The organism is Thalassotalea atypica (assembly GCF_030295975.1).
Lineage (GTDB): Bacteria > Pseudomonadota > Gammaproteobacteria > Enterobacterales > Alteromonadaceae > Thalassotalea_F > Thalassotalea_F atypica.
Genome location: NZ_AP027364.1, coordinates 715,179 through 733,894, shown reverse-complemented (window position 1 = coordinate 733,894; position 18,716 = coordinate 715,179). Strand labels below are relative to the sequence as shown.

Below are 18,716 nucleotides of genomic sequence, written 5' to 3'. Positions count from 1 at the left end.
GAAAAATCATAGTTGATATACGTTAAACAATGTCAATTTATCACTGATTGTAAAAATTGATGTCCGCGCCGTTATATCACCGACTCTATATCAACGCTGGTTCAATACCTTATCGATGAGTGGTAGGTTTTATGAGGTATAAATATTTACATTCACCTTGCTCACATTAACAACTTTTCTGCGCTTTAGGCCCACTATATAGGTGTGCTTAGCAATAAAAGGCACCGCTTAAAAATAAATCAGGAGAATAACCATGAACAAAGTTAAAACATCAGCAGTAGCATTAACCACAAGTATTTTTTTAATGGCAGCAAGTGCACCATCATTTGCTTTGGATAGACAAGTCGAAAACGCATTGATCAAAGTGTGTAAATCCACCTTGAGCGACAAGCCAATCCGTTTAAAAAATGCGATGGATGACTACAATTTAAAAATGCGTAATGTTGCCTTAAATGTGATGTGTAATGGAGATGACATCGTCGCATTTGCTGAAAAAAATGGCTCACATAAAATAGCAGATCGCCTTCACAACAGTGTTGGTAAAGTTAAAATCACTGACGTAGCTAAACTGAGTAAAATCAATGTTAACTTTGAATAATAAAAGAAGAACGTCATGCCTCAATTAAAACCTAAGCGTGTGCTCATTGAAGTCTAATGAGCGCACAACTTAGCGTTATAATAATTGCGTTAATGATGATTGATAACTAACATTCTCTTCACATTAACTGGATTAGTTTCCCGCAAACCGAATTACACAAATCATATTATTTTAAACAGTCGTCAAATAGCTCGACATCAACTAATTCACCTATTTCAACTCGGCCACGATCTTGCTCAAGTATAATGAAACAGTTCGCCCTTGCAATACTCGATAAAATGCCAGAGCCTTGCGAACCTGTACTTGCTACTTCCATTTCTCCTTGCGCATTCACAGTAACAACACCGCGTTGAAAGTCGGTACGTCCTCGAGATTTTTTTAACAGCGTTGTCGTTTTCACTTTAAAACGTTGGCGCTTTATAGGCGCTGCATTTTGGAGCTTGTGGATGCCATGAACAGAAAGTTGATAAAATGTTGCCAACGCTGATACCGGGTTGCCAGGAAGTCCGAAAAAGATACTGTTAGCCAATTTGCCGAACGCAAATGGTTTACCAGGTTTGATGGCAATTTTCCAAAATCCTATTTCACCCAATTCATCAAGTACATCTTTTGTATAGTCTGCTTCCCCGACTGAAACTCCTCCACTGGAAATCACTACATCCGCTTGTTCATCAGCAGAAATAAACGCCTGACGTATTTTTGATAAATCGTCAGCTATGATGCCAAAATTAATCACATCACAGTTTAGCTTTTTAAGCATAGGCGCAAGAAAGCTACTGTTGCTTTCATATATATCGCCTTCCAGTAGAGGCTGTTCTGGCGACTTCAATTCATCGCCTGTGGCAATAAGTGCTACCTTAATTGGCCGATAAACTTCAACTTTTCCTACGCCAACCGAGGTTAACATACCGATATCAACAGACGTTAGGCGATGACCTTTTTCGTAAATTTTGTGACCTAAGCTCACATCTTCACCAGCATAGCGAACATGTTGGCCTTGCTGACTTTTTTTATTAAAACTAATTTTATTGTTATCTGCGGTACAGTTTTCTTGCATTTGTACTGTGTCACAGTCGCTAGGCAATTTGGCCCCCGTCATGATGCGGATACACTCACCCGCTTTCACTTCACCTTGATAAGGAGCACCTGCAAATGACTTTCCTACCATCACTAACGTTGTACTTTGTTCTAATGAGGATTGCGCATATGCATACCCATCCATTGCTGAGTTATGGTGTGGTGGAACGTTGATAGGACTCACGATATCGTTAGCCAATACGCATTGGGCTGCTTGTGTGACCGCAACCGTAATTGTTTCTGCAACAGGCGTGATATCTTCAAGCATTTGCGCTAATGCTTGTTCAAATGGCAAAAGCCCCGGTTGGCTACAACAATCAGACATATCTGTCCCTTCTCTTAGAAAAATTTGATGATAATAAAACAATTTTTTATTTAGTATGAACTAAATCAATAAAGTATATTTTATAGCTTCTAAAATCACGAGCAATGTAAATAACTATTGTTATTCTCAAATACAGCGCTAAAATTAGAATAAATCGCCGAGCTTATTATAACTACTCCTGTTCCTTTCGGTAAGGCATGTTTAGTAGGCCGTGGTACATCGCAATTTTGCATCATACCACCAGGGTTAAAACGGAAACGTTTTAGCCTCCCGACATTTGGAAAGGTGAAATGTTAACAGATACTTTTGGCCGTAGGTTTTATTACCTGCGGTTATCCATTACTGATGTGTGCAACTTCCGTTGCCAATACTGCCTGCCCGACGGTTACGAGTGTGATCATGATCGGGACTTTCTTGAGCTTCCTGAAATAAGTCGCCTTGCCCGATGTTTTGCTTCGTTAGGCACTGAAAAAATTCGTATTACAGGTGGTGAACCTTCGCTACGCAAAGACTTACCTGAAATCATTCAAGCATGCAAACAAACCCAAGGTATAAAAACAGTCGCACTGACCACTAATGGCTATAAAATGCCTGAGCACCTACCAGCTTGGTTAGATGCGGGCCTCGACGCCATAAATGTCAGCATAGATAGTTTAGACGCTAATCAATTCAATCTGATCACTGGCCACAATAAATTTGCTACTGTGATGAAAGGCGTTGATATGGCCCTTGCTCACGGTAAAACCAAAGTAAAAGTCAATACAGTGTTAATGCGTAAACTTAATGGTTATGCACTTGATCAATTTCTTGCCTGGGTTAAGAACACACCAGTTAGCTTGCGGTTTATTGAACTAATGCAAACAGGTGACAATCAAACATTTTTTGACGAGCAACATGTCTCGGGTTCTTCAATTAAAGCAACATTACTAGAACAGGGTTGGTTGCCATCGCTTAGAGAAAAAACGGCTGGTCCAGCACAAGAATTTTATCACCCAGACTATCAAGGCACGATTGGCTTGATTATGCCCTACAGTAAAGACTTTTGTAATAGCTGTAATCGGTTACGTGTCAGCTCATTAGGCAAGCTACATTTATGTTTGTTTTCGGAGCAAGGGTTGTCGTTGAAAGATTACTTACAATCTGACGATATCGAGCCATTACGCCAATACATCCAATCAACCATGGGCGATAAAAAAGCCACGCATTTCTTGCAAGAAAGACTTACTGGTGCCACCAAACATTTATCAATGTTAGGCGGTTAGCATGCACAAATGTGTAGGTATTGTGCTAGCTGGTGGCCTCTCAAATAGGATGGGGAGTGACAAAGCGCTACTGGTACGTCAGCAGCAAAAAATGCTCGACTTTAGCCAGCAGTTACTCAGGGAGACAGGCGTGGACGATGTCATGGTCAGTGGTGATAAATACGGTATTGCCGATCTCTACCCTCAGGCAGGACCCCTTTCAGGTATTTGTAGCGTTATAAAACAAACACCATGTTCATCAGTATTAGTGCTACCGATTGATTTACCACTAATCACCTCAAGCGCGCTTAAAGAGCTCAAAAATATTGGTCAGTTAACTGAAAAAGCCTGCTTTTATCAAAATCACGCTATTCCAATGTATTTACCCATTAATAGCTTAACTGAACTGTTTTTTGAACAGGCATTTAAGCATTTCAATGGTAAAGGGCCCTCAGTAAGAAGTATGTTAAAACAGGTACCGCATCAAGCAATACCGATTGAAGATGAACGCTTGCTATTAAACACAAATACGCCGCAAGAGTGGCAACACGCACAGCAAATTTTAGCATCGAGTTTTAAACAACCGATGCAACATTTATAAGAGTTTCAAAGGAAAATTCATGGGTCACGCAAATTCACCATTTCAACCGTTAAATATTGCCGTACTAACAGTTTCAGATACACGCACCGAAGAAAATGACACATCAGGGCAGACTCTGGTGGAACGTTTAACCAATGCGGGTCACAATCTAGTAGAAAAACAAATTGTCATTGACGATGTTTATCAACTGCGCGCCATAGTCTCTAAATGGATTGCTATGGACGAAGTACAAGTTGTACTTGCCACTGGCGGTACAGGTTTTACGGCAAGAGACAATACTCCTGAAGCGTTACAACCACTATTTGATAAGAACGTTGAAGGTTTCGGGGAAGTTTTCCGTCATGTTTCCCTTGGTGAGATAGGCACATCGACTATGCAATCTCGTGCATTTGCAGGCATGGCCAACGGTACAGTAATTTTCTGTATGCCTGGCTCGACCAATGCTTGTAAAACAGCTTGGGACAAAGTGATTGTTGAACAACTAGATGCCAGCCACAAACCTTGTAATTTTGTCCCTCATTTGCGAGACGCGAAAGTTACCTGTGAGACACGTTCATGAGCAACAAACACCTCACACATCTAAATGAAAATGGTGAAGCGAATATGGTTGATGTCACTGAAAAATCAGTCACATCAAGAACTGCGACCGCCGAAGGCTATATTTCAATGTCGACTCCAACTCTTGCCATGATTGCAGCTGGTGAACACAAAAAAGGTGATGTATTCGCCGTTGCGCGTATCGCTGGTATACAAGCAGCAAAAAAGTGCGCCGATCTCATCCCGCTTTGTCATCCATTGATGTTAAGCAAAGTACAAGTTGATTTTGAAATTGATGAAGTGAACTCTCAAGTTAAAGTCATTAGTTTATGTAAATTAACGGGGCAAACTGGCGTGGAAATGGAAGCACTTACTGCTGTTTCTGTGGCTTGTTTAACCTTATTTGATATGTGTAAGGCCGTTGACCCCGCCATGGAGATCCATGGCATCAAAGTGATGACAAAAGTCGGCGGTAAGTCAGGTCAATGGGAGCGTTCTATCACATGTTAAAAGTACAGTTCTTCGCTCGACTTAAAGACCAGTTAGGTACTGCCAACATCGAGGTAGAGATCCCCGCTTCAATTAGTGTTGTTGATTTAAAAGCGCAACTTATTGCCAATAATAATACATGGCAAAAACCACTCTCAGCGGATAACATACTTTGTGCGGTCAACCACGAAGTCGTTTCTGAACAACATATTATAAAGTCTAGTGATGAAGTTGCATTCTTCCCACCGGTAACAGGCGGCTAGCCCATGATCACCATTAGTGAACAAGACTTTAACACCGGCGATGAAATAGCAACATTACAAGCGGGTAATGACGATGACGGTGCAGTCGTGACATTTACTGGCCAAGTGAGGAATCAAAACAATAATCAGGACGTGACAGGATTATTTTTAGAGCATTACCCCAACATGACCGAAAATGCGTTAAGCAGCATCATTAGTGAAGCTAAAACACGCTGGTCAATTGGCCGTGTTCGCGTTATCCACCGAGTTGGTCAATTGTATGTTGGTGATAATATTGTTTTTGTCGGCGTCACCAGTAAGCACCGTGGCGATGCATTTTCTGCCGCCGAGTACATTATGGACTACCTTAAAATTAAAGCGCCATTTTGGAAAAAAGAAACGACCTCTAATGGCGATGAATGGCTAGACGCAAAAGCACAAGACCATCAAAAAGCGCGGGATTGGTTGTAAGCCCTAAATCATTACCATGCTTATAAATGAAAAAACCCAACAAGGAAGCAGAACATGATAGCTAGGTTACCTAGTCGCTCATTCACATTAGCTTCCTTTACCTTGTTTATCTTGACTTTATTAGTCGTATTTTCATGGCAAACTCAAGCAACGACACTGAGAGTAGCAACCGCGGCAAACTTTGCACCGACACTACGAACACTCACGCCTCATTTTGAAACGTCTTACGGTATTAAAATACAAATTATTAGTGCGGCTACGGGGACTTTGTATCAACAAATTAAGCACGGTGCCCCTTTTGATTTATTTTTGTCCGCCGATAGCCAACGCCCAGAAAAATTAGTAGAAGAGAATTATGCTCTAGCGCACAGTCTAACACCCTATGCAATTGGTCAACTTAGCTTTTACTCTGAAAAGTACCCGGAGTTGTCCTTTGAACAGTATTGTGCCCAGCCTGATAAATTTGGCCGATTAGCTATTGCTAATCCTCGATTTGCTCCCTACGGGATTGCAGCACAGCAGGCATTGCAATTTAAGTCAGTTTGGAACAAAATCAATCGATCGTTAATATTGGGCATTAATGTTAATCAAACCTTTCAACAGACGCGAAGTATAGCGGCCAGTGTGGGTATCGTTGCAGCCAGTCAATTGCGCCAACATAATCTAAGGTTGCAGCCTATTCCATTAACTTATTATCAACCAATTGTACAAAAAGCAGCAATCTTGCAATCTAGCCATAACCCGAAAAGTGCTCAGCAATTTATCAACTACCTTACCAGTGATGCCATTCAGAAGCGTTTAGCTACGTTAGGTTATATTTCTATAAAACAAAAGGTTGAACGTAATGAGTGAGCTAATATTTACTGATTATGGTTCACTAATTACCACATTGAAATTAGCACTAATCACAACGGTAATACTATTAGTCATCGGCACGCCGATTGCGTGGTATCTGTCTCGTTGGCAGAGTAAGTGGCGCGTTATCGTAGAAGCTGTCATTGCCCTCCCTTTAGTACTGCCACCAACCGTGCTTGGCTTTTATCTTTTGATCGCTTTTTCTCCTACAGCCCTGCCAGGTCAATTGTGGCAAAGTATCACAGGACAACAACTTGCTTTTAGTTTTTCTGCTATCGTTATCGGCTCAGTGTTGTATTCTTTACCGTTTGTTATTCAACCATTACAAAAGGCTTTTGAGCAGATAGATCAGTACTTACTAGATAACGCTGCAATGCTGGGCGCCAAGCCCTTCGATCGTTTTTGCTCTATAGTGCTACCTATGTCCAAGGCCAGTTTTATCACAGCAACCACCTTAGGCTTTGCACATACAGTAGGAGAGTTTGGTGTGGTTTTAATGATCGGCGGTAATATTCCCGATGAAACCCGCGTATTGTCAATTGCACTATTTGACCATGTTGAGTCATTTGACTATGCCGCTGCTCATCAATTAGCAGCTGGATTGCTAGTTACCTCGGTACTCATTCTGTCGTTCGTCTACCTGTTGAATTTTTCTCAAGACCGAGGAAAGCCCTTATGACGGCGCTTACTCTTAAACTCCAATCTAAATTCGAACAGTTACACTTAGACGTTGAGTTGACCATTACCTTGCAAGGAATTACTGGCATATTCGGCCCGTCTGGCTCAGGTAAAACCTCGATACTCAAGGCCATTTCCGGTGTTAACAAAATGGTTAAAGGTCACATAGCGCTTGGTGAAACAGTTTTTTTAGATTCCAATAGAAACGTTAAACTCCCCACTGAGCAAAGACGAGTAACCGCGGTATTTCAGCAAGATGGATTATTTTCGCATTTAAGTGTTCTTCAAAACCTGCAATATGCAGTTAAGCGTCGAAAGACACACCAAATTGAACTAAACACAATAGTTAAAGAAGCAGAGATTGGATCGCTATTATCACAACCTGTGACATTACTTTCTGGTGGCGAACGTCAAAAAGTAGCCATTGCTAGAGCGCTGCTTGCGGAGCCAAAATTACTCATTCTTGATGAGCCAGTTACTGCCCTCGATAGAGTCAACAAGCTAAGAATATTACAGCTAGTTAAACGACTGCATATTCAGTTTCATATCCCAATTTTATATGTGAGTCATAACCTTGAAGAAATTCAAGCACTGGCGGATCACTTAATAGTGATAAATAAGGGCCAAGTGGTCAATCACGGCAAAGTGCACCAAGTTATTCATCAATTAAATCATGGCGAAATGATTGAGCAGCAAACAAGTTTAACAGTGACGCGCCTTAACGATGATAATCAATTTGGCTTGATAGAGTTAAAGCTGTCGGATGACACCAGCATATTTGCCACCGATCAGCACTTTATCGATCAAAGTGCTTCAACATATAGATGCTACATTTTAGCGAGAGATATAAGCCTATCGACGTCAAAGCCTGTTGGTAGCTCTATTGTGAATCATATCGAAGGTAGTATATCCGCTATTGAAACTAACAAAAACCAAGTACTAGTAACGGTTCAACATCAACAACATTGCTTTTATGTAACAATTTCTACTTTTTCATTGGGAAAACTAAAGTTGGCTGTTTCTGATAGTGTTTTCATGCAATTTAAAGCCAGCGCTATAAGACAAGCACTTTATTGAGGAAAAAACTGTGTTAACAAACCAAGAACAGCTTAGGTATGGCCGCCAAATCATGCTCGATAATGTTGGAGAGCAGGGACAAATTGCACTGCAACAAGCAACTGTCCTTATTGTTGGTGTTGGGGGATTAGGCTGTCCAGTGAGCTTGTACTTAGCCTCTGCTGGTATCGGAAAAATTATTTTATGTGACGGCGATGATATTGAAATCACGAATTTACAGCGCCAAATACTTTTTACTGAACAAGATATTGGTAACAACAAGGCAGAAACTGCCGCTGAAAAACTTAACGCAATCAATCATCATATAGATATAGAAGTGATAGATGAAATGTTTGATCACGAATTAGCCCAATACTATATGCCGCTAGTTGATATCGTAATTGATTGCACAGATAGCATGAAGGCTAGATATTTATTAAATTCCGCTAGCATACAACATCAAACACCTTTGATTATTGGCGCCGCGACTGGATTGGATGGCCAAACTTTAGTTATTGATCCCGAACAACGCTCCGCTTGCTATCAATGCGTATTCCCCAAGGCCGACGAAACTCCTGTAGATAATTGCCAGACCCTGGGTATTTTAGGTCCTGTACTGAGTATTGTCGGCGGTATGCAGGCACTGAGCGCAATTAAATGGCTGGTCAACATGCCTGTCGCTATAAATCAGCTTTCATTATTTGATGGTCTCAATCAACAATGGCAACACTTTAAGGTAACACCTCAAGCTGACTGTCCGGCATGTAAGAAAGACTAAAAAAATCAGTTTATAAGCTTCTCATAATCGAAAAGCCCCTTAAGCAGAACTTAAGGGGCTTTCCTGAATTTGATTTGACTGAATTAATTGTTACTTAAACAATCCCATGTTTTTATCGGAAACGGCCTCTCGCCAACCGCCGAGCCATTCTGACCGTGCGTCTATATTTTGATAAGGACAATTGTCTTTTGATTTGCCATTGATGCCTGCCTGGTACCCGTTTGCGTGCGCTCTATCTAAACGATCTCTTTTCTGTCTTCTCATAGATGACTCTCCATAACTTACTGATAAGTATACTGAATTAGAATTTGGCGGCCGATAGGTATTCTCTATCGACAATTCATTTAAGAACAAATGAGATGAGATTGCAATAAGAAAAGAGCAATAATATTGTCATTTTTTGTAATCGGGCTATTGATAAATAGATCGTACTTTTAATGTAATGTTTTTATGTGCCGAAAAACAACTTGTTAGCAAAATATGGTTAAAAACCGTTATAAGAATTACTACATATTCAAACATCTTTTTATTACAAATAATTTTAAAGACATACGAGCAAATTACTTGACTAACGGTCGCAACATTTTTTCCAAACCATTGAGCTTAACCTCGTACATTAACGCCAATTGTGCCCCTAACTTTGAGTCAGGAAAACCTTGGCCGTGAAACCAAACAAGATAAGGCTCAGGCAATTCTATCAACTTACGCCCTGCATATTTTCCAAATGGCATCGTTTGATTGATTGCTTCTATAAGCGCTTGTTCATTTGCTAACATAGGTCAACTACTAATATTTTTGTCAATGTGGTGGCTAGTATACTGATACTGATAATTTAGTGTATGGCGTAATGAAAAGAATTTTTTTCTCAACTAACCTACACTAGTTTATGAGTCATTAGTGATGCTAAGATAATCGTAAAATATAAAGACATATTGTGTTTAATAATAAAAATAAACATGGAAATTCTGCTATCGGTAGAGCCCATCATCGAAAAAAGTGACCGTCAGTTAGAATCAAAAAAGCCTCAAAATAGACTTGTAGACATCTAAACATCTATTTGATATCGTATTCATGAATTGAATAATTAATATTAATTTGGATCGCATATGACACAGAAAACTCAACTAATTACGCTTGCTGGTGGCTGCTTTTGGTGCATTGAAGGGGCATTTAACAATGTAATGGGTGTTGTATCGACAAAATCTGGCTATATGGGAGGGCAGGCAATTGACGCTACATACAAGCATGTATGCACAGGTACAACGGCTCATGCAGAAGTAGTGCAACTTAGTTTTGATCCGACGAGGATTACCACAAGAGAAATTCTAGAAATCTTCTTTTCCCTGCATAATCCTACTCAACTTAACCGCCAAGGCAATGACGTAGGTCCCCAGTATCGCTCTGCAGTTTTTTATCATAACATTGAACAAAAACAAGCTGCAGAACAAATCATCACTGAAATTGAGGAAGATAAGATCTGGCCGGATACAGTCGTGACTGAAGTAGTAGAAAGTTTGCCTTTTTATCCAGCAGAATCAGCACACAATAATTACTACGAAAACAACTCGGAGAGCCAATATTGTCAGCTAGTTATATCACCTAAACTTGCGAAATTAAGACAAACGTTTGCCAGTAAATTAAAGTAATGTACTCAATTGGCTACGCATTAAACTGAAGTTTAGCAAGAATATGCGAGGTGAAACACCGATAGAAACACCGATAGAAGAGTATTCTTTCTAAGAACCTATATGAGTTATGAGCACCTGAAAATACATGTAACAATTGTATTTCGAAAAATAAACATTAACTGCATGTTAATAGTTAACAATGTGTATTCACTTGAATCATTAGGCGCGAGGGTATTAAATCACTTAGTTAGGAGGATCTAGTGCAACACTAGTAATCCCCCTTGAACAACTGGTACATCAATAATTTTACTAAGAAATATGGGACTTGAGGTAAGTAAATAGAGCTTTGTACTGTTTGCCGGGCTTGTCCGCCGCTTTCTCTTTACCTGCCTGACGAACTAACTGACGTAACTTTTGACGCTCCATGGCGGAATGCTCTGCCAATAGCGCTTCTATTTTTTCACTGCCCTGCTCAATGACTTCATCACATAACTTCTCAAGTCGATTAAATTTGGTCGTTTCTTGTTGATGCTTATTGGCCATAACATCAAGCGCCTGCTTAATAGGTGCTAAATCAGTATCTTGCAACACTCTCGCCATAAAACGCATGTGACGATTTAACGCATCGTGCTTATTGGTGATTTTATCTGCTAATACCAAACACTCTTCTATGGCTTCGGTAAATGGAATTTTACTACGCTGATGTTTTGAAAGCTTTACCAACTTGACGGCAAAATCTTGCAATTGATGCATTTCGCGCTTCAATTCGGTTTTACTTTTCAGTTCTTCATCTAAGTCATCGTATTCATTGTCTAAGTGTTGCATAATATTCGTAATCTTTAATCGAGTTATCACCATTATACTACAAAGCATATTGTTGAAACACTCAAGCCAATATCAAAAGTTATTTTTTGCTGTTGTTTCGGATCGCATAAATGAAAGAAGTTAATAATTTAAATCGTCAAATGGAACATGTGAAAGAACGTGTTGAAAATGTCCTTAAGCTTGCTAAAACACTTGGGGCTGACGGTGCGGAAGTGGCCATGAGTCGCCAGCAAGGGCTTAGCGTTAATACGCGTTTAGGAGAAGTCGAGAACGTAGAGTTCACTAATGATGGTGCTCTTGGCATTACTGTATATCAAGCAGGCCGTAAAGGCAGCGCATCGACTGCAGATTTGTCAGAAGGTGCCTTGACACAAACAGTAACAGCCGCAATAAACATTGCTAAATACACCTCTGTAGATGACTGCTCTGGGCTAGCTGATAAATCACTATTAGCAATGACACCTAAAGAGCTAGACTTGCATCACCCAAAAGAAATTAGCACTGACCAAGCTATAGCGTTGGCAAAGCGATGTGAAGATACTGCACTTTCTTTTGATGAGCGCATTACAAATTCTGATGGAGCAACATTCGCTAGTTTTGAAGGATTTAAAGTATACGGTAATAGCCATGGTCAACTTGTTGGTTATCCAAGTTCTCGGCACAGTTTAAGTTGTGTTACCATCGCTAGTGATGGTGATGACATGGAGCGAGACTATGCCTATACCGTAAACCGTGATTTTGACTTACTCGATGACGCTGAGCAAGTCGGTAGAAAAGCAGCCAGTGAAGTATTATCTCGACTACAACCACAAAAATTATCAACGCGAAAAGTCCCTGTGCTATTCAGAGCCGATATCGCAAATACAATATTCGGCCACCTTATTGCAGCCATCAGTGGCGGTAACTTATACCGAAAATCCTCATTTTTGTTAGATGCTTTAGGACAGCCCATTTTCCCAGAACATTTGACTATTAATGAACAACCTCACATCCCAAAAGCACTCGCGAGTAGCGCTTTCGATAGCGAAGGTGTTGCTACCGTTGATCGTGAAATCATCAAGCAAGGAGCTTTAGAAACATACTTGCTAACCAGTTATTCCGCACGGAAGCTTGGCATGACCACAACAGGACACGCTGGAGGTATTCACAACTGGATCGTGTCTCAAAATGGTGGCGACTTTGAAGCTATGTTAAACCAGCTGGGAACAGGATTACTGGTCACCGAACTTATGGGACAAGGCGTAAACGTGGTTAACGGAGATTATTCACGTGGCGCAGCTGGTTTTTGGGTAGAAAACGGTAGGATTCAATACCCCGTCGCCGAAATTACCATTGCTGGCAACTTGCAAGACATGTTCAAAAATATGATCAGCATTGGTAGTGATACCGATATGCATGGCAGCATCAGAACAGGCTCAGTGCTTATTGAAGAAATGCAAATTGCAGGCAATTAACCCTAAACCTTTTAGTGAGGAATCACCTCCTCACTAAAATCATCTAATTCACATCGCGAAAACAGCAAGTTCTATCGAGTTAGCGTCTAAAAACTATGTTAACAATAAGGTGGCTGTACCTAAAAACGCAAAAATACCAACGACATCGGTAATGGTGGTTAAAATAACACTACCAGCTAAGGCTGGATCTATATTCATTTTTTTAAGCACTAATGGAATAGTCACCCCAGCGACGCCAGCGGCGGTTAAATTCATTAACATAGCAAAAGCAATCACGCCACCGAGCACAAAATCTTGTTTCCAAAGCGCAACTACCGAGGCAATAAGAATCGCCCATATCAAGCCATTTAAAAAACCAACGGCCAGCTCTTTATAAAGTAGAGCCCGTGAATTACTGTCTCCAACATGACCCAATGCCATGCCACGAATCACCAGTGTTAGTGTTTGATTGCCGGCAACGCCTCCCATACTGGGCACCAGTGAATTAAGAACGGCTAGTATCGCTAATTGGCTGAACAGTCCTTCAAACATGCTGGTAACTGCTACCGCCAGCAAAGCCGTGATTAAATTAACGCCAAGCCAAATAGAACGTTGTTGAGTGCTTTTAACAACTGGGGCAAAAGTATCTGCTTCATCGTCTAAACCGGCCATACTCATCATCGAGTGCTCTGCTTCTTCACGGATTATATCGATAACATCGTCAATGGTAATACGACCAAGTAATCTTCCGTCACTATCTACAACCGGCGCCGAAATTAAATCATGGCGTTCAAACAACTGGGCGACATCGGTTTCATCCATTTCAGGCGGTATTGCTTCAATGTCAGCATCAATCAAGCTGGAAACAACTTGCTCAGATTTTGACGTAACGATGGAAGCCAAGCTTACTGCACCGATGAAGCGATCGTGTCTATCTACAACATAGAAAGAATCTGTGGCTTCAGGCAGTTCACCTTTTAAACGTAAATACCGTAAAACAACATCGACAGAAACATCTGGGCGAATCGTAATGGTATCGGTGTTCATGATACCGCCCGCGGTATCTTCCTCAAATGCCAGTGCCATTTCAACGCGGGATCGGTCTTGCGTATCCATGGAGTTAATAACTTCCTGATAGACCGCGTCAGGTAGTGTTCTTAATACTTCAGCTAAATCATCAACGTCCATGCCTTCGGCAACCGCAGCGACCTTTTCTGGACGCATGCTTTTTAAGATCCCTTTGCGAACTTCTTCACTAAGTTCTTCTAATACTTCACCATGATGATCAGGATCGATTAACTGCCATAAAACCGATCGGCTTTTAGCTGTCGAAGATTCAAGAATAAGGGCAATATCAAAGGGCGGTAATTTCTGAAGCAATTTACGCACATAGACAAACATTCCGCTACCAAGTGCTTCATTGACTTGTAGCAGACGTTGCTGATTGTATTCTTGTTCTGAAATTTCCGGCATAAATCACCCTGTACCGTAATAGATCGTCCCTATTGAAATAGGCATATCTATTAACATTTGAAACGATAAGTGTGGAATTTGAGCGTTTAACGCAATAAAGCTGTTCTAAAAAACCAGGAGAGAATACGTCAAAGCTTAATGCAAGTGTATCTTAAATAAGTGGTTTTTTACAGTAGTTATTTTTGTGCTGGAAGGTGTTTTATTCAGCCTCATCAAACTTTTCATTGATTAGCTGACAAATACTTTCACAGGCTAATTGAGCATCTTCACCTGTAGCAATAACTGTGACTTTTTTACCTTGTGCGCCAGCCAATAACATCAGCGCCATAATACTTGTCGCATCAGCATTATTGCCTTCAAGCTCAAGGTGCACTTTCGAGGAGAAATTTTGGCTTAACTGAACCAATTTTGTTGCGGCTCTGGCATGCAGCCCCAGCTTATTGGCTATAGTGACTTCTTTCTTGACTTGCGTCATGTAAGCTAACTCGACTTAACATTAAGATCACGATGGCGAGATTGAATGTCTTCGCGTTCCTTTCGGAAATTATTTGCTAGTAGTTCAGCAATATAAACCGAACGATGCTTTCCACCGGTGCACCCTATAGCGATAGTGACATAACTGCGATTATTTCGCTCAAGATGTGGCAACCACGTCATTAAAAAACTATTTATTTGCCAGACAAATTTAGTCACGATAGGCTCTCTATCAAGAAAATCTTTAACAGGTTGATCAAGTCCGGTTTGTCCCTTTAGCTCTTTATCCCAAAACGGATTAGGTAGAAAGCGGGCATCAAAAACGTAGTCAGCATCCTGTGGAATACCATGTTTAAAACCAAACGATTCAAACACTAACACCATAGCACCAGTTTTCTTGCCTAAAATTCGCTCACGGACAAGGTCTGATAATTGATGTGGAGATAATTGGCTAGTGTTGATGTATAAATCGGCGCGTGTTGCGATCGGCTCAAGCAGCTTCTTTTCCAAAGATATTGCTTGATCAAGTGCCATATTTTTTCTGATTAACGGGTGTAAGCGTCTTGTTTCACTGAAACGACGAATAAGATCACTGTCATTAGCGTCAAGGTACAATATGGTCAGTTCAACCGCTGACGGCAAATACTCAATGATTTCTTTAATATCATTAGGATCAGCAGGTAAATTACGAACATCAAGACTGACGGCTACGGTATCATATTCATTGATAACGGTATGTGTAAGTGCTGGGAGTAGATTAACAGGAATATTATCAACGCAATAATAACCTAAATCTTCTAGAACTCTAAGTGCGACAGATTTCCCTGAACCTGAGCGACCACTAAGAATAATCAGTTTCATGTAATTTCACTCGTATTTGAAATCAGTTCAAATAACGCTTCATTTGAGGAGCTTTTTCTAATTTGTTTACAGAGTTTTTTATTACTTAAAAGCCGAGCAATACTTTGTAATGTAGATAAATGTTCTTTACAACAATCTTCTGGGACAAACAGAGCAACAAAAATATCCACAGCGCGATTATCTATCGCATCAAAACTCAATGCTTGTTCCGTGGTTAAAAACACCGCAATAACTTGAGAGGTTTTGCTCAACCGTCCATGAGGTATAGCGATACCATTGCCAATACCTGTACTGCCCATCTTTTCTCGTTCCATCAGGCTTTCAAGCAGCTCAAATTTAGTGTGTTCTGGGATTTTATTGGTAGCAATACTACAAATATGTTCAAGAATTCGTTTTTTGCTATTGAGTGGAACTGCACATTGAGTGCAGTCCACAGTTAAGATATCTTGCAACTTCATGATTAATGTTGTGTGATTTTGCCTTTATATTTTAGAATTTGGCGATCTAATTTATCGATAAGTCCATCAATTGAAGCATACATGTCGTGATTATCAGCTTTTGCATGAACCTCACTCCCGTTTAAATGAACGGTCGCTTCCGCAACTTGATTTAGTTTTTCTACAGTTAAAACAACATAGACGTTATTAATGTGGTCAAAATGTCGCTCTAATTTAGCGAACTTAGAGTTAACATACTCACGCATTGATTGAGTGATTTCGACGTGGTGACCTGTAAGATTAATTTGCATAAGCGGAAATCCTTATGTTGTTGAATAAAGGCTTAAAGTAAGCTCTTTCTTTGGTTAGATGGAGGAATAGACAAAGATTCTCGATATTTGGCTATCGTTCTTCTGGCAACATTAATACCTTGTTCTGCAAGCAGCTCTGCCATTTTACTATCGCTCAATGGTTTAGCCGGCGTTTCTGCCGAGACGAGTTTCTTGATTAAAGCTCTTATTGCCGTCGATGAACATTCTCCTCCGTTTTCGGTACTTACGTGACTTGAGAAGAAGTATTTAAGTTCAAAAATCCCTCTCGGAGTGTGCATGTATTTTTGTGTAGTTACACGGGAAATTGTTGATTCATGCATATCAACAGCTTCAGCGATATCGTTAAGCACCATAGGACGCATTGCCTCTGGGCCATACTCAAAAAAACCTTGCTGACGTTGGACAATACAATTTGATACTTTCAATAATGTATCGTTTCTACTTTCTAAACTTTTAATAAACCACTTAGCTTCTTGGAGGTTTGAACGGATGAATTGGTTATCATCTGAAGACTTCATGGTTTTAGTTAATGCTGCATATTGCTGGTTAATGGACAAACGCGGTGCAGTACTTGGATTTAATTCAACAACCCAACGACCATTTTTCTTTTCAACAGATACATCAGGAATTACGTATTGGTCATCGCCTTGTACAATTGCATCACCAGGGCGAGGGTTTAACGTTTGAATCAAACGCAAAGCTTCTCGAAGCTGTTCTTCCTTCAAACGAGCCTTACGCATAATCTGACGATAGTCGCGATTGCCAAGTAAATCAATATGTTCTTTAATTATCAATTTCGCATCGCTAAGGTACGGCGTATTTTCGTCAAACTGATTTAATTGAATGGTCAAACACTCAGCTATTGTGCGCGCTGCAACCCCAATAGGGTCAAACATATTGATACGTTTTAATACCGCTTCAACTTCGTCAAGTTCTAAACCTTCAGTGCCTACGCTCTCCAACACTTCTTCGCTTGATACTGTCAAATAGCCTGCATCATCCACCGCATCAATAATGGCTGTAGCTATTGCTGAATCAGTTTCTGAAAAAGGGGTTAAATCCATTTGCCAACGTAAATGGTCTTGGATTGACTCGCTCGTTTCACCTTGGTAGGTAAAATCTTCTGAAGGGGCTGAAACACCGCCACTGGACACGCCGGCACTAAAACTGTCATCCCAAGTAGAGTCTACACTTAGCTCTTCAGGGATGTCGTTTTTTTCCATGACTTCTGTCGTACTGACTTCGTCATTGGTTGGTGTTGAATCTTCACTACCGTCTAACTGTGGAGCTTGTTCATTTTCCGCACTAGCAGAGTAAGACGCTTCTTCAATAGATGTGTCTTTTTCGTCTTGAGTTGACGGTACTGATTCATCCACTTCTAACAATGGATTGCTTTCCAATGCTTCTTGGATTTCTTGTTGCAAATCTAATGTCGACAATTGCAAAAGCTTTATCGCTTGTTGCAACTGTGGCGTCATTGTTAGTTGCTGTCCTATGCGGAGTTGCAGTGATGGGCGCATCTACGTTTATTGATTTCCTATTGTTGTAATCACGTTGCTAAGCACACTATTACTATAGCGTGAATTGTTCACCAAGGTACACATCCCTGACATGTTGATTCGCTAGAATTTGATCCGAATCACCTTCTGCAATAAGTTCACCATGACTAACTATATATGCATGCTCACAAACATCTAATGTTTCACGTACATTGTGGTCTGTGATCAAAATACCTATGCCACGATTTTTTAAGTGTAAAATGATTTTTTTAATATCGCCAACCGAAATTGGATCTACACCAGCAAATGGCTCATCCAATAAAATAAATTGAGGATCGGCAGCCAATGCCCTAGCTATTTCAACACGGCGTCGTTCACCACCCGATAAACTCATGCCTGTATTATCTGTTATATGGCCGATATTAAACTCTTCAACCAAATGTTCCAGTTTTTCTTGTCTTTGTACATCATCTAGATCTTTTCGAGTTTGCAAAATCGCCATGATATTGTCATGCACGGTCAGTTTTCGAAATATTGATGCTTCTTGTGGTAAGTAGCCTATTCCTCTCCTTGCACGATCGTGCATAGGTAATAAAGTAAGATCTTCACCGTTTAAAAAAATGGCACCGGCGTCGTTAGGTACTAGACCAACGATCATATAAAACGAGGTTGTTTTGCCTGCACCATTGGGGCCTAATAGGCCAACAATTTGACCTTGACTGACCTTTAAACTGACGTCTTTGACAACCCGACGACCTTTGTAAGACTTAGCAAGCCCTTTGGCCTCTAATGTAACTTCGCTCATT

General features: G+C 40.5%; 24 protein-coding genes and 1 riboswitch. Of the genes, 13 read left to right on the top strand and 11 right to left on the bottom strand.

Annotated elements, in window-relative coordinates; all coding sequences use genetic code 11:
• The first annotated feature begins 253 nt into the window (after positions 1-253).
• Entirely contained in the window at positions 254-598 is a 345-nt protein-coding gene (locus tag QUE03_RS03430) for a DUF3718 domain-containing protein (RefSeq protein WP_286265117.1), read from the top strand.
• A 166-nt stretch (positions 599-764) separates the two neighbouring features.
• Here the strand turns inward: QUE03_RS03430 and moeA are convergent, their stop codons facing one another.
• Positions 765-2,000 (bottom strand): molybdopterin molybdotransferase MoeA, encoded by a 1,236-nt coding sequence (gene moeA / locus QUE03_RS03425; protein WP_286265115.1) that lies wholly within the window; start codon positions 1,998-2,000, stop codon positions 765-767.
• Positions 2,001-2,143: 143 nt separating this feature from the next.
• Positions 2,144-2,304, top strand: a riboswitch (molybdenum cofactor riboswitch).
• Between moeA and moaA the strand changes: the two genes are divergently transcribed.
• The 10 genes from moaA to QUE03_RS03375 all read left to right on the top strand — a co-directional run bounded on the left by moaA (position 2,291) and on the right by QUE03_RS03375 (position 8,948).
• Positions 2,291-3,262: a GTP 3',8-cyclase MoaA gene (gene moaA, locus QUE03_RS03420; protein WP_286265113.1), complete on the top strand. Its 972-nt coding sequence runs from the start codon at positions 2,291-2,293 to the stop codon at positions 3,260-3,262. It overlaps the preceding riboswitch by 14 nt.
• Position 3,263: 1 nt before the next feature.
• Entirely contained in the window at positions 3,264-3,842 is a 579-nt protein-coding gene (gene mobA / locus QUE03_RS03415; protein ID WP_286265111.1) for a molybdenum cofactor guanylyltransferase, read from the top strand.
• Between the two features lie 19 nt (positions 3,843-3,861).
• Positions 3,862-4,401: a molybdenum cofactor biosynthesis protein B gene (moaB, locus tag QUE03_RS03410; RefSeq protein WP_286265109.1), complete on the top strand. Its 540-nt coding sequence runs from the start codon at positions 3,862-3,864 to the stop codon at positions 4,399-4,401.
• Positions 4,398-4,889 (top strand): cyclic pyranopterin monophosphate synthase MoaC, encoded by a 492-nt coding sequence (gene moaC, locus QUE03_RS03405; RefSeq protein WP_286265107.1) that lies wholly within the window; start codon positions 4,398-4,400, stop codon positions 4,887-4,889. Before moaB ends, moaC begins: the two co-directional genes overlap by 4 nt.
• Positions 4,883-5,131, top strand: coding sequence for a molybdopterin converting factor subunit 1 (moaD, locus tag QUE03_RS03400; RefSeq protein ID WP_286265105.1), 249 nt, complete (start codon positions 4,883-4,885; stop codon positions 5,129-5,131). The genes moaC and moaD overlap by 7 nt, the downstream gene beginning before the upstream one ends.
• A 3-nt stretch (positions 5,132-5,134) precedes the next feature.
• Positions 5,135-5,581 (top strand): molybdopterin synthase catalytic subunit MoaE, encoded by a 447-nt coding sequence (gene moaE / locus QUE03_RS03395; RefSeq protein ID WP_286265102.1) that lies wholly within the window; start codon positions 5,135-5,137, stop codon positions 5,579-5,581.
• 54 nt (positions 5,582-5,635) lie between these two features.
• Positions 5,636-6,433, top strand: a complete 798-nt coding sequence (gene modA, locus QUE03_RS03390; protein ID WP_286265100.1) for a molybdate ABC transporter substrate-binding protein — start codon at positions 5,636-5,638, stop codon at positions 6,431-6,433.
• Positions 6,426-7,115 carry a molybdate ABC transporter permease subunit gene (modB, locus tag QUE03_RS03385; RefSeq protein WP_286265098.1) on the top strand — a complete coding sequence of 230 codons (690 nt, stop codon included), beginning with the start codon at positions 6,426-6,428 and terminating at the stop codon, positions 7,113-7,115. The genes modA and modB overlap by 8 nt, the downstream gene beginning before the upstream one ends.
• Positions 7,112-8,191, top strand: coding sequence for a molybdenum ABC transporter ATP-binding protein (modC, locus tag QUE03_RS03380; protein ID WP_286265095.1), 1,080 nt, complete (start codon positions 7,112-7,114; stop codon positions 8,189-8,191). The genes modB and modC overlap by 4 nt, the downstream gene beginning before the upstream one ends.
• 10 nt (positions 8,192-8,201) lie before the next feature.
• Positions 8,202-8,948, top strand: a complete 747-nt coding sequence (locus tag QUE03_RS03375) for a HesA/MoeB/ThiF family protein (protein ID WP_286265093.1) — start codon at positions 8,202-8,204, stop codon at positions 8,946-8,948.
• Positions 8,949-9,038: 90 nt separating this feature from the next.
• Here the strand turns inward: QUE03_RS03375 and rmf are convergent, their stop codons facing one another.
• Positions 9,039-9,212, bottom strand: coding sequence for a ribosome modulation factor (gene rmf, locus QUE03_RS03370; protein WP_286265092.1), 174 nt, complete (start codon positions 9,210-9,212; stop codon positions 9,039-9,041).
• Positions 9,213-9,508: 296 nt separating this feature from the next.
• Entirely contained in the window at positions 9,509-9,724 is a 216-nt protein-coding gene (locus QUE03_RS03365; RefSeq protein WP_286265089.1) for a DUF3820 family protein, read from the bottom strand.
• Positions 9,725-10,054: 330 nt separating this feature from the next.
• Between QUE03_RS03365 and msrA the strand changes: the two genes are divergently transcribed.
• Positions 10,055-10,594 carry a peptide-methionine (S)-S-oxide reductase MsrA gene (gene msrA / locus QUE03_RS03360; RefSeq protein WP_286265087.1) on the top strand — a complete coding sequence of 180 codons (540 nt, stop codon included), beginning with the start codon at positions 10,055-10,057 and terminating at the stop codon, positions 10,592-10,594.
• Between the two features lie 291 nt (positions 10,595-10,885).
• On the opposite strand, the gene yjgA is transcribed toward msrA, so the two are convergent.
• A complete protein-coding gene (yjgA, locus tag QUE03_RS03355; RefSeq protein ID WP_286265085.1) occupies positions 10,886-11,401 on the bottom strand; it encodes a ribosome biogenesis factor YjgA in 516 nt (171 codons plus the stop codon).
• A 110-nt stretch (positions 11,402-11,511) separates the two neighbouring features.
• Between yjgA and pmbA the strand changes: the two genes are divergently transcribed.
• Positions 11,512-12,855 (top strand): metalloprotease PmbA, encoded by a 1,344-nt coding sequence (gene pmbA, locus QUE03_RS03350; protein ID WP_286265083.1) that lies wholly within the window; start codon positions 11,512-11,514, stop codon positions 12,853-12,855.
• Between the two features lie 93 nt (positions 12,856-12,948).
• Here the strand turns inward: pmbA and mgtE are convergent, their stop codons facing one another.
• From mgtE to lptB, 7 genes are all read right to left on the bottom strand, one after another.
• A complete protein-coding gene (gene mgtE / locus QUE03_RS03345; RefSeq protein WP_286265082.1) occupies positions 12,949-14,307 on the bottom strand; it encodes a magnesium transporter in 1,359 nt (452 codons plus the stop codon).
• A 199-nt stretch (positions 14,308-14,506) separates the two neighbouring features.
• Positions 14,507-14,782, bottom strand: a complete 276-nt coding sequence (locus QUE03_RS03340) for an HPr family phosphocarrier protein (protein WP_286265080.1) — start codon at positions 14,780-14,782, stop codon at positions 14,507-14,509.
• Between the two features lie 5 nt (positions 14,783-14,787).
• Entirely contained in the window at positions 14,788-15,642 is an 855-nt protein-coding gene (gene rapZ, locus QUE03_RS03335) for an RNase adapter RapZ (RefSeq protein WP_286265078.1), read from the bottom strand.
• A complete protein-coding gene (gene ptsN, locus QUE03_RS03330; RefSeq protein WP_286265076.1) occupies positions 15,639-16,100 on the bottom strand; it encodes a PTS IIA-like nitrogen regulatory protein PtsN in 462 nt (153 codons plus the stop codon). The genes rapZ and ptsN overlap by 4 nt, the downstream gene beginning before the upstream one ends.
• 2 nt (positions 16,101-16,102) lie before the next feature.
• Complete coding sequence (hpf, locus tag QUE03_RS03325) at positions 16,103-16,390, bottom strand: ribosome hibernation promoting factor (RefSeq protein ID WP_286265073.1); 288 nt, start codon at positions 16,388-16,390, stop codon at positions 16,103-16,105.
• Positions 16,391-16,422: 32 nt separating this feature from the next.
• Positions 16,423-17,931, bottom strand: a complete 1,509-nt coding sequence (locus tag QUE03_RS03320) for an RNA polymerase factor sigma-54 (RefSeq protein ID WP_286265071.1) — start codon at positions 17,929-17,931, stop codon at positions 16,423-16,425.
• 52 nt (positions 17,932-17,983) lie between these two features.
• On the bottom strand, positions 17,984-18,715 hold the full coding sequence (gene lptB, locus QUE03_RS03315; RefSeq protein WP_286265070.1) for an LPS export ABC transporter ATP-binding protein: 732 nt from the start codon (positions 18,713-18,715) through the stop codon (positions 17,984-17,986).
• Between the last annotated feature and the right edge of the window lies 1 nt (position 18,716).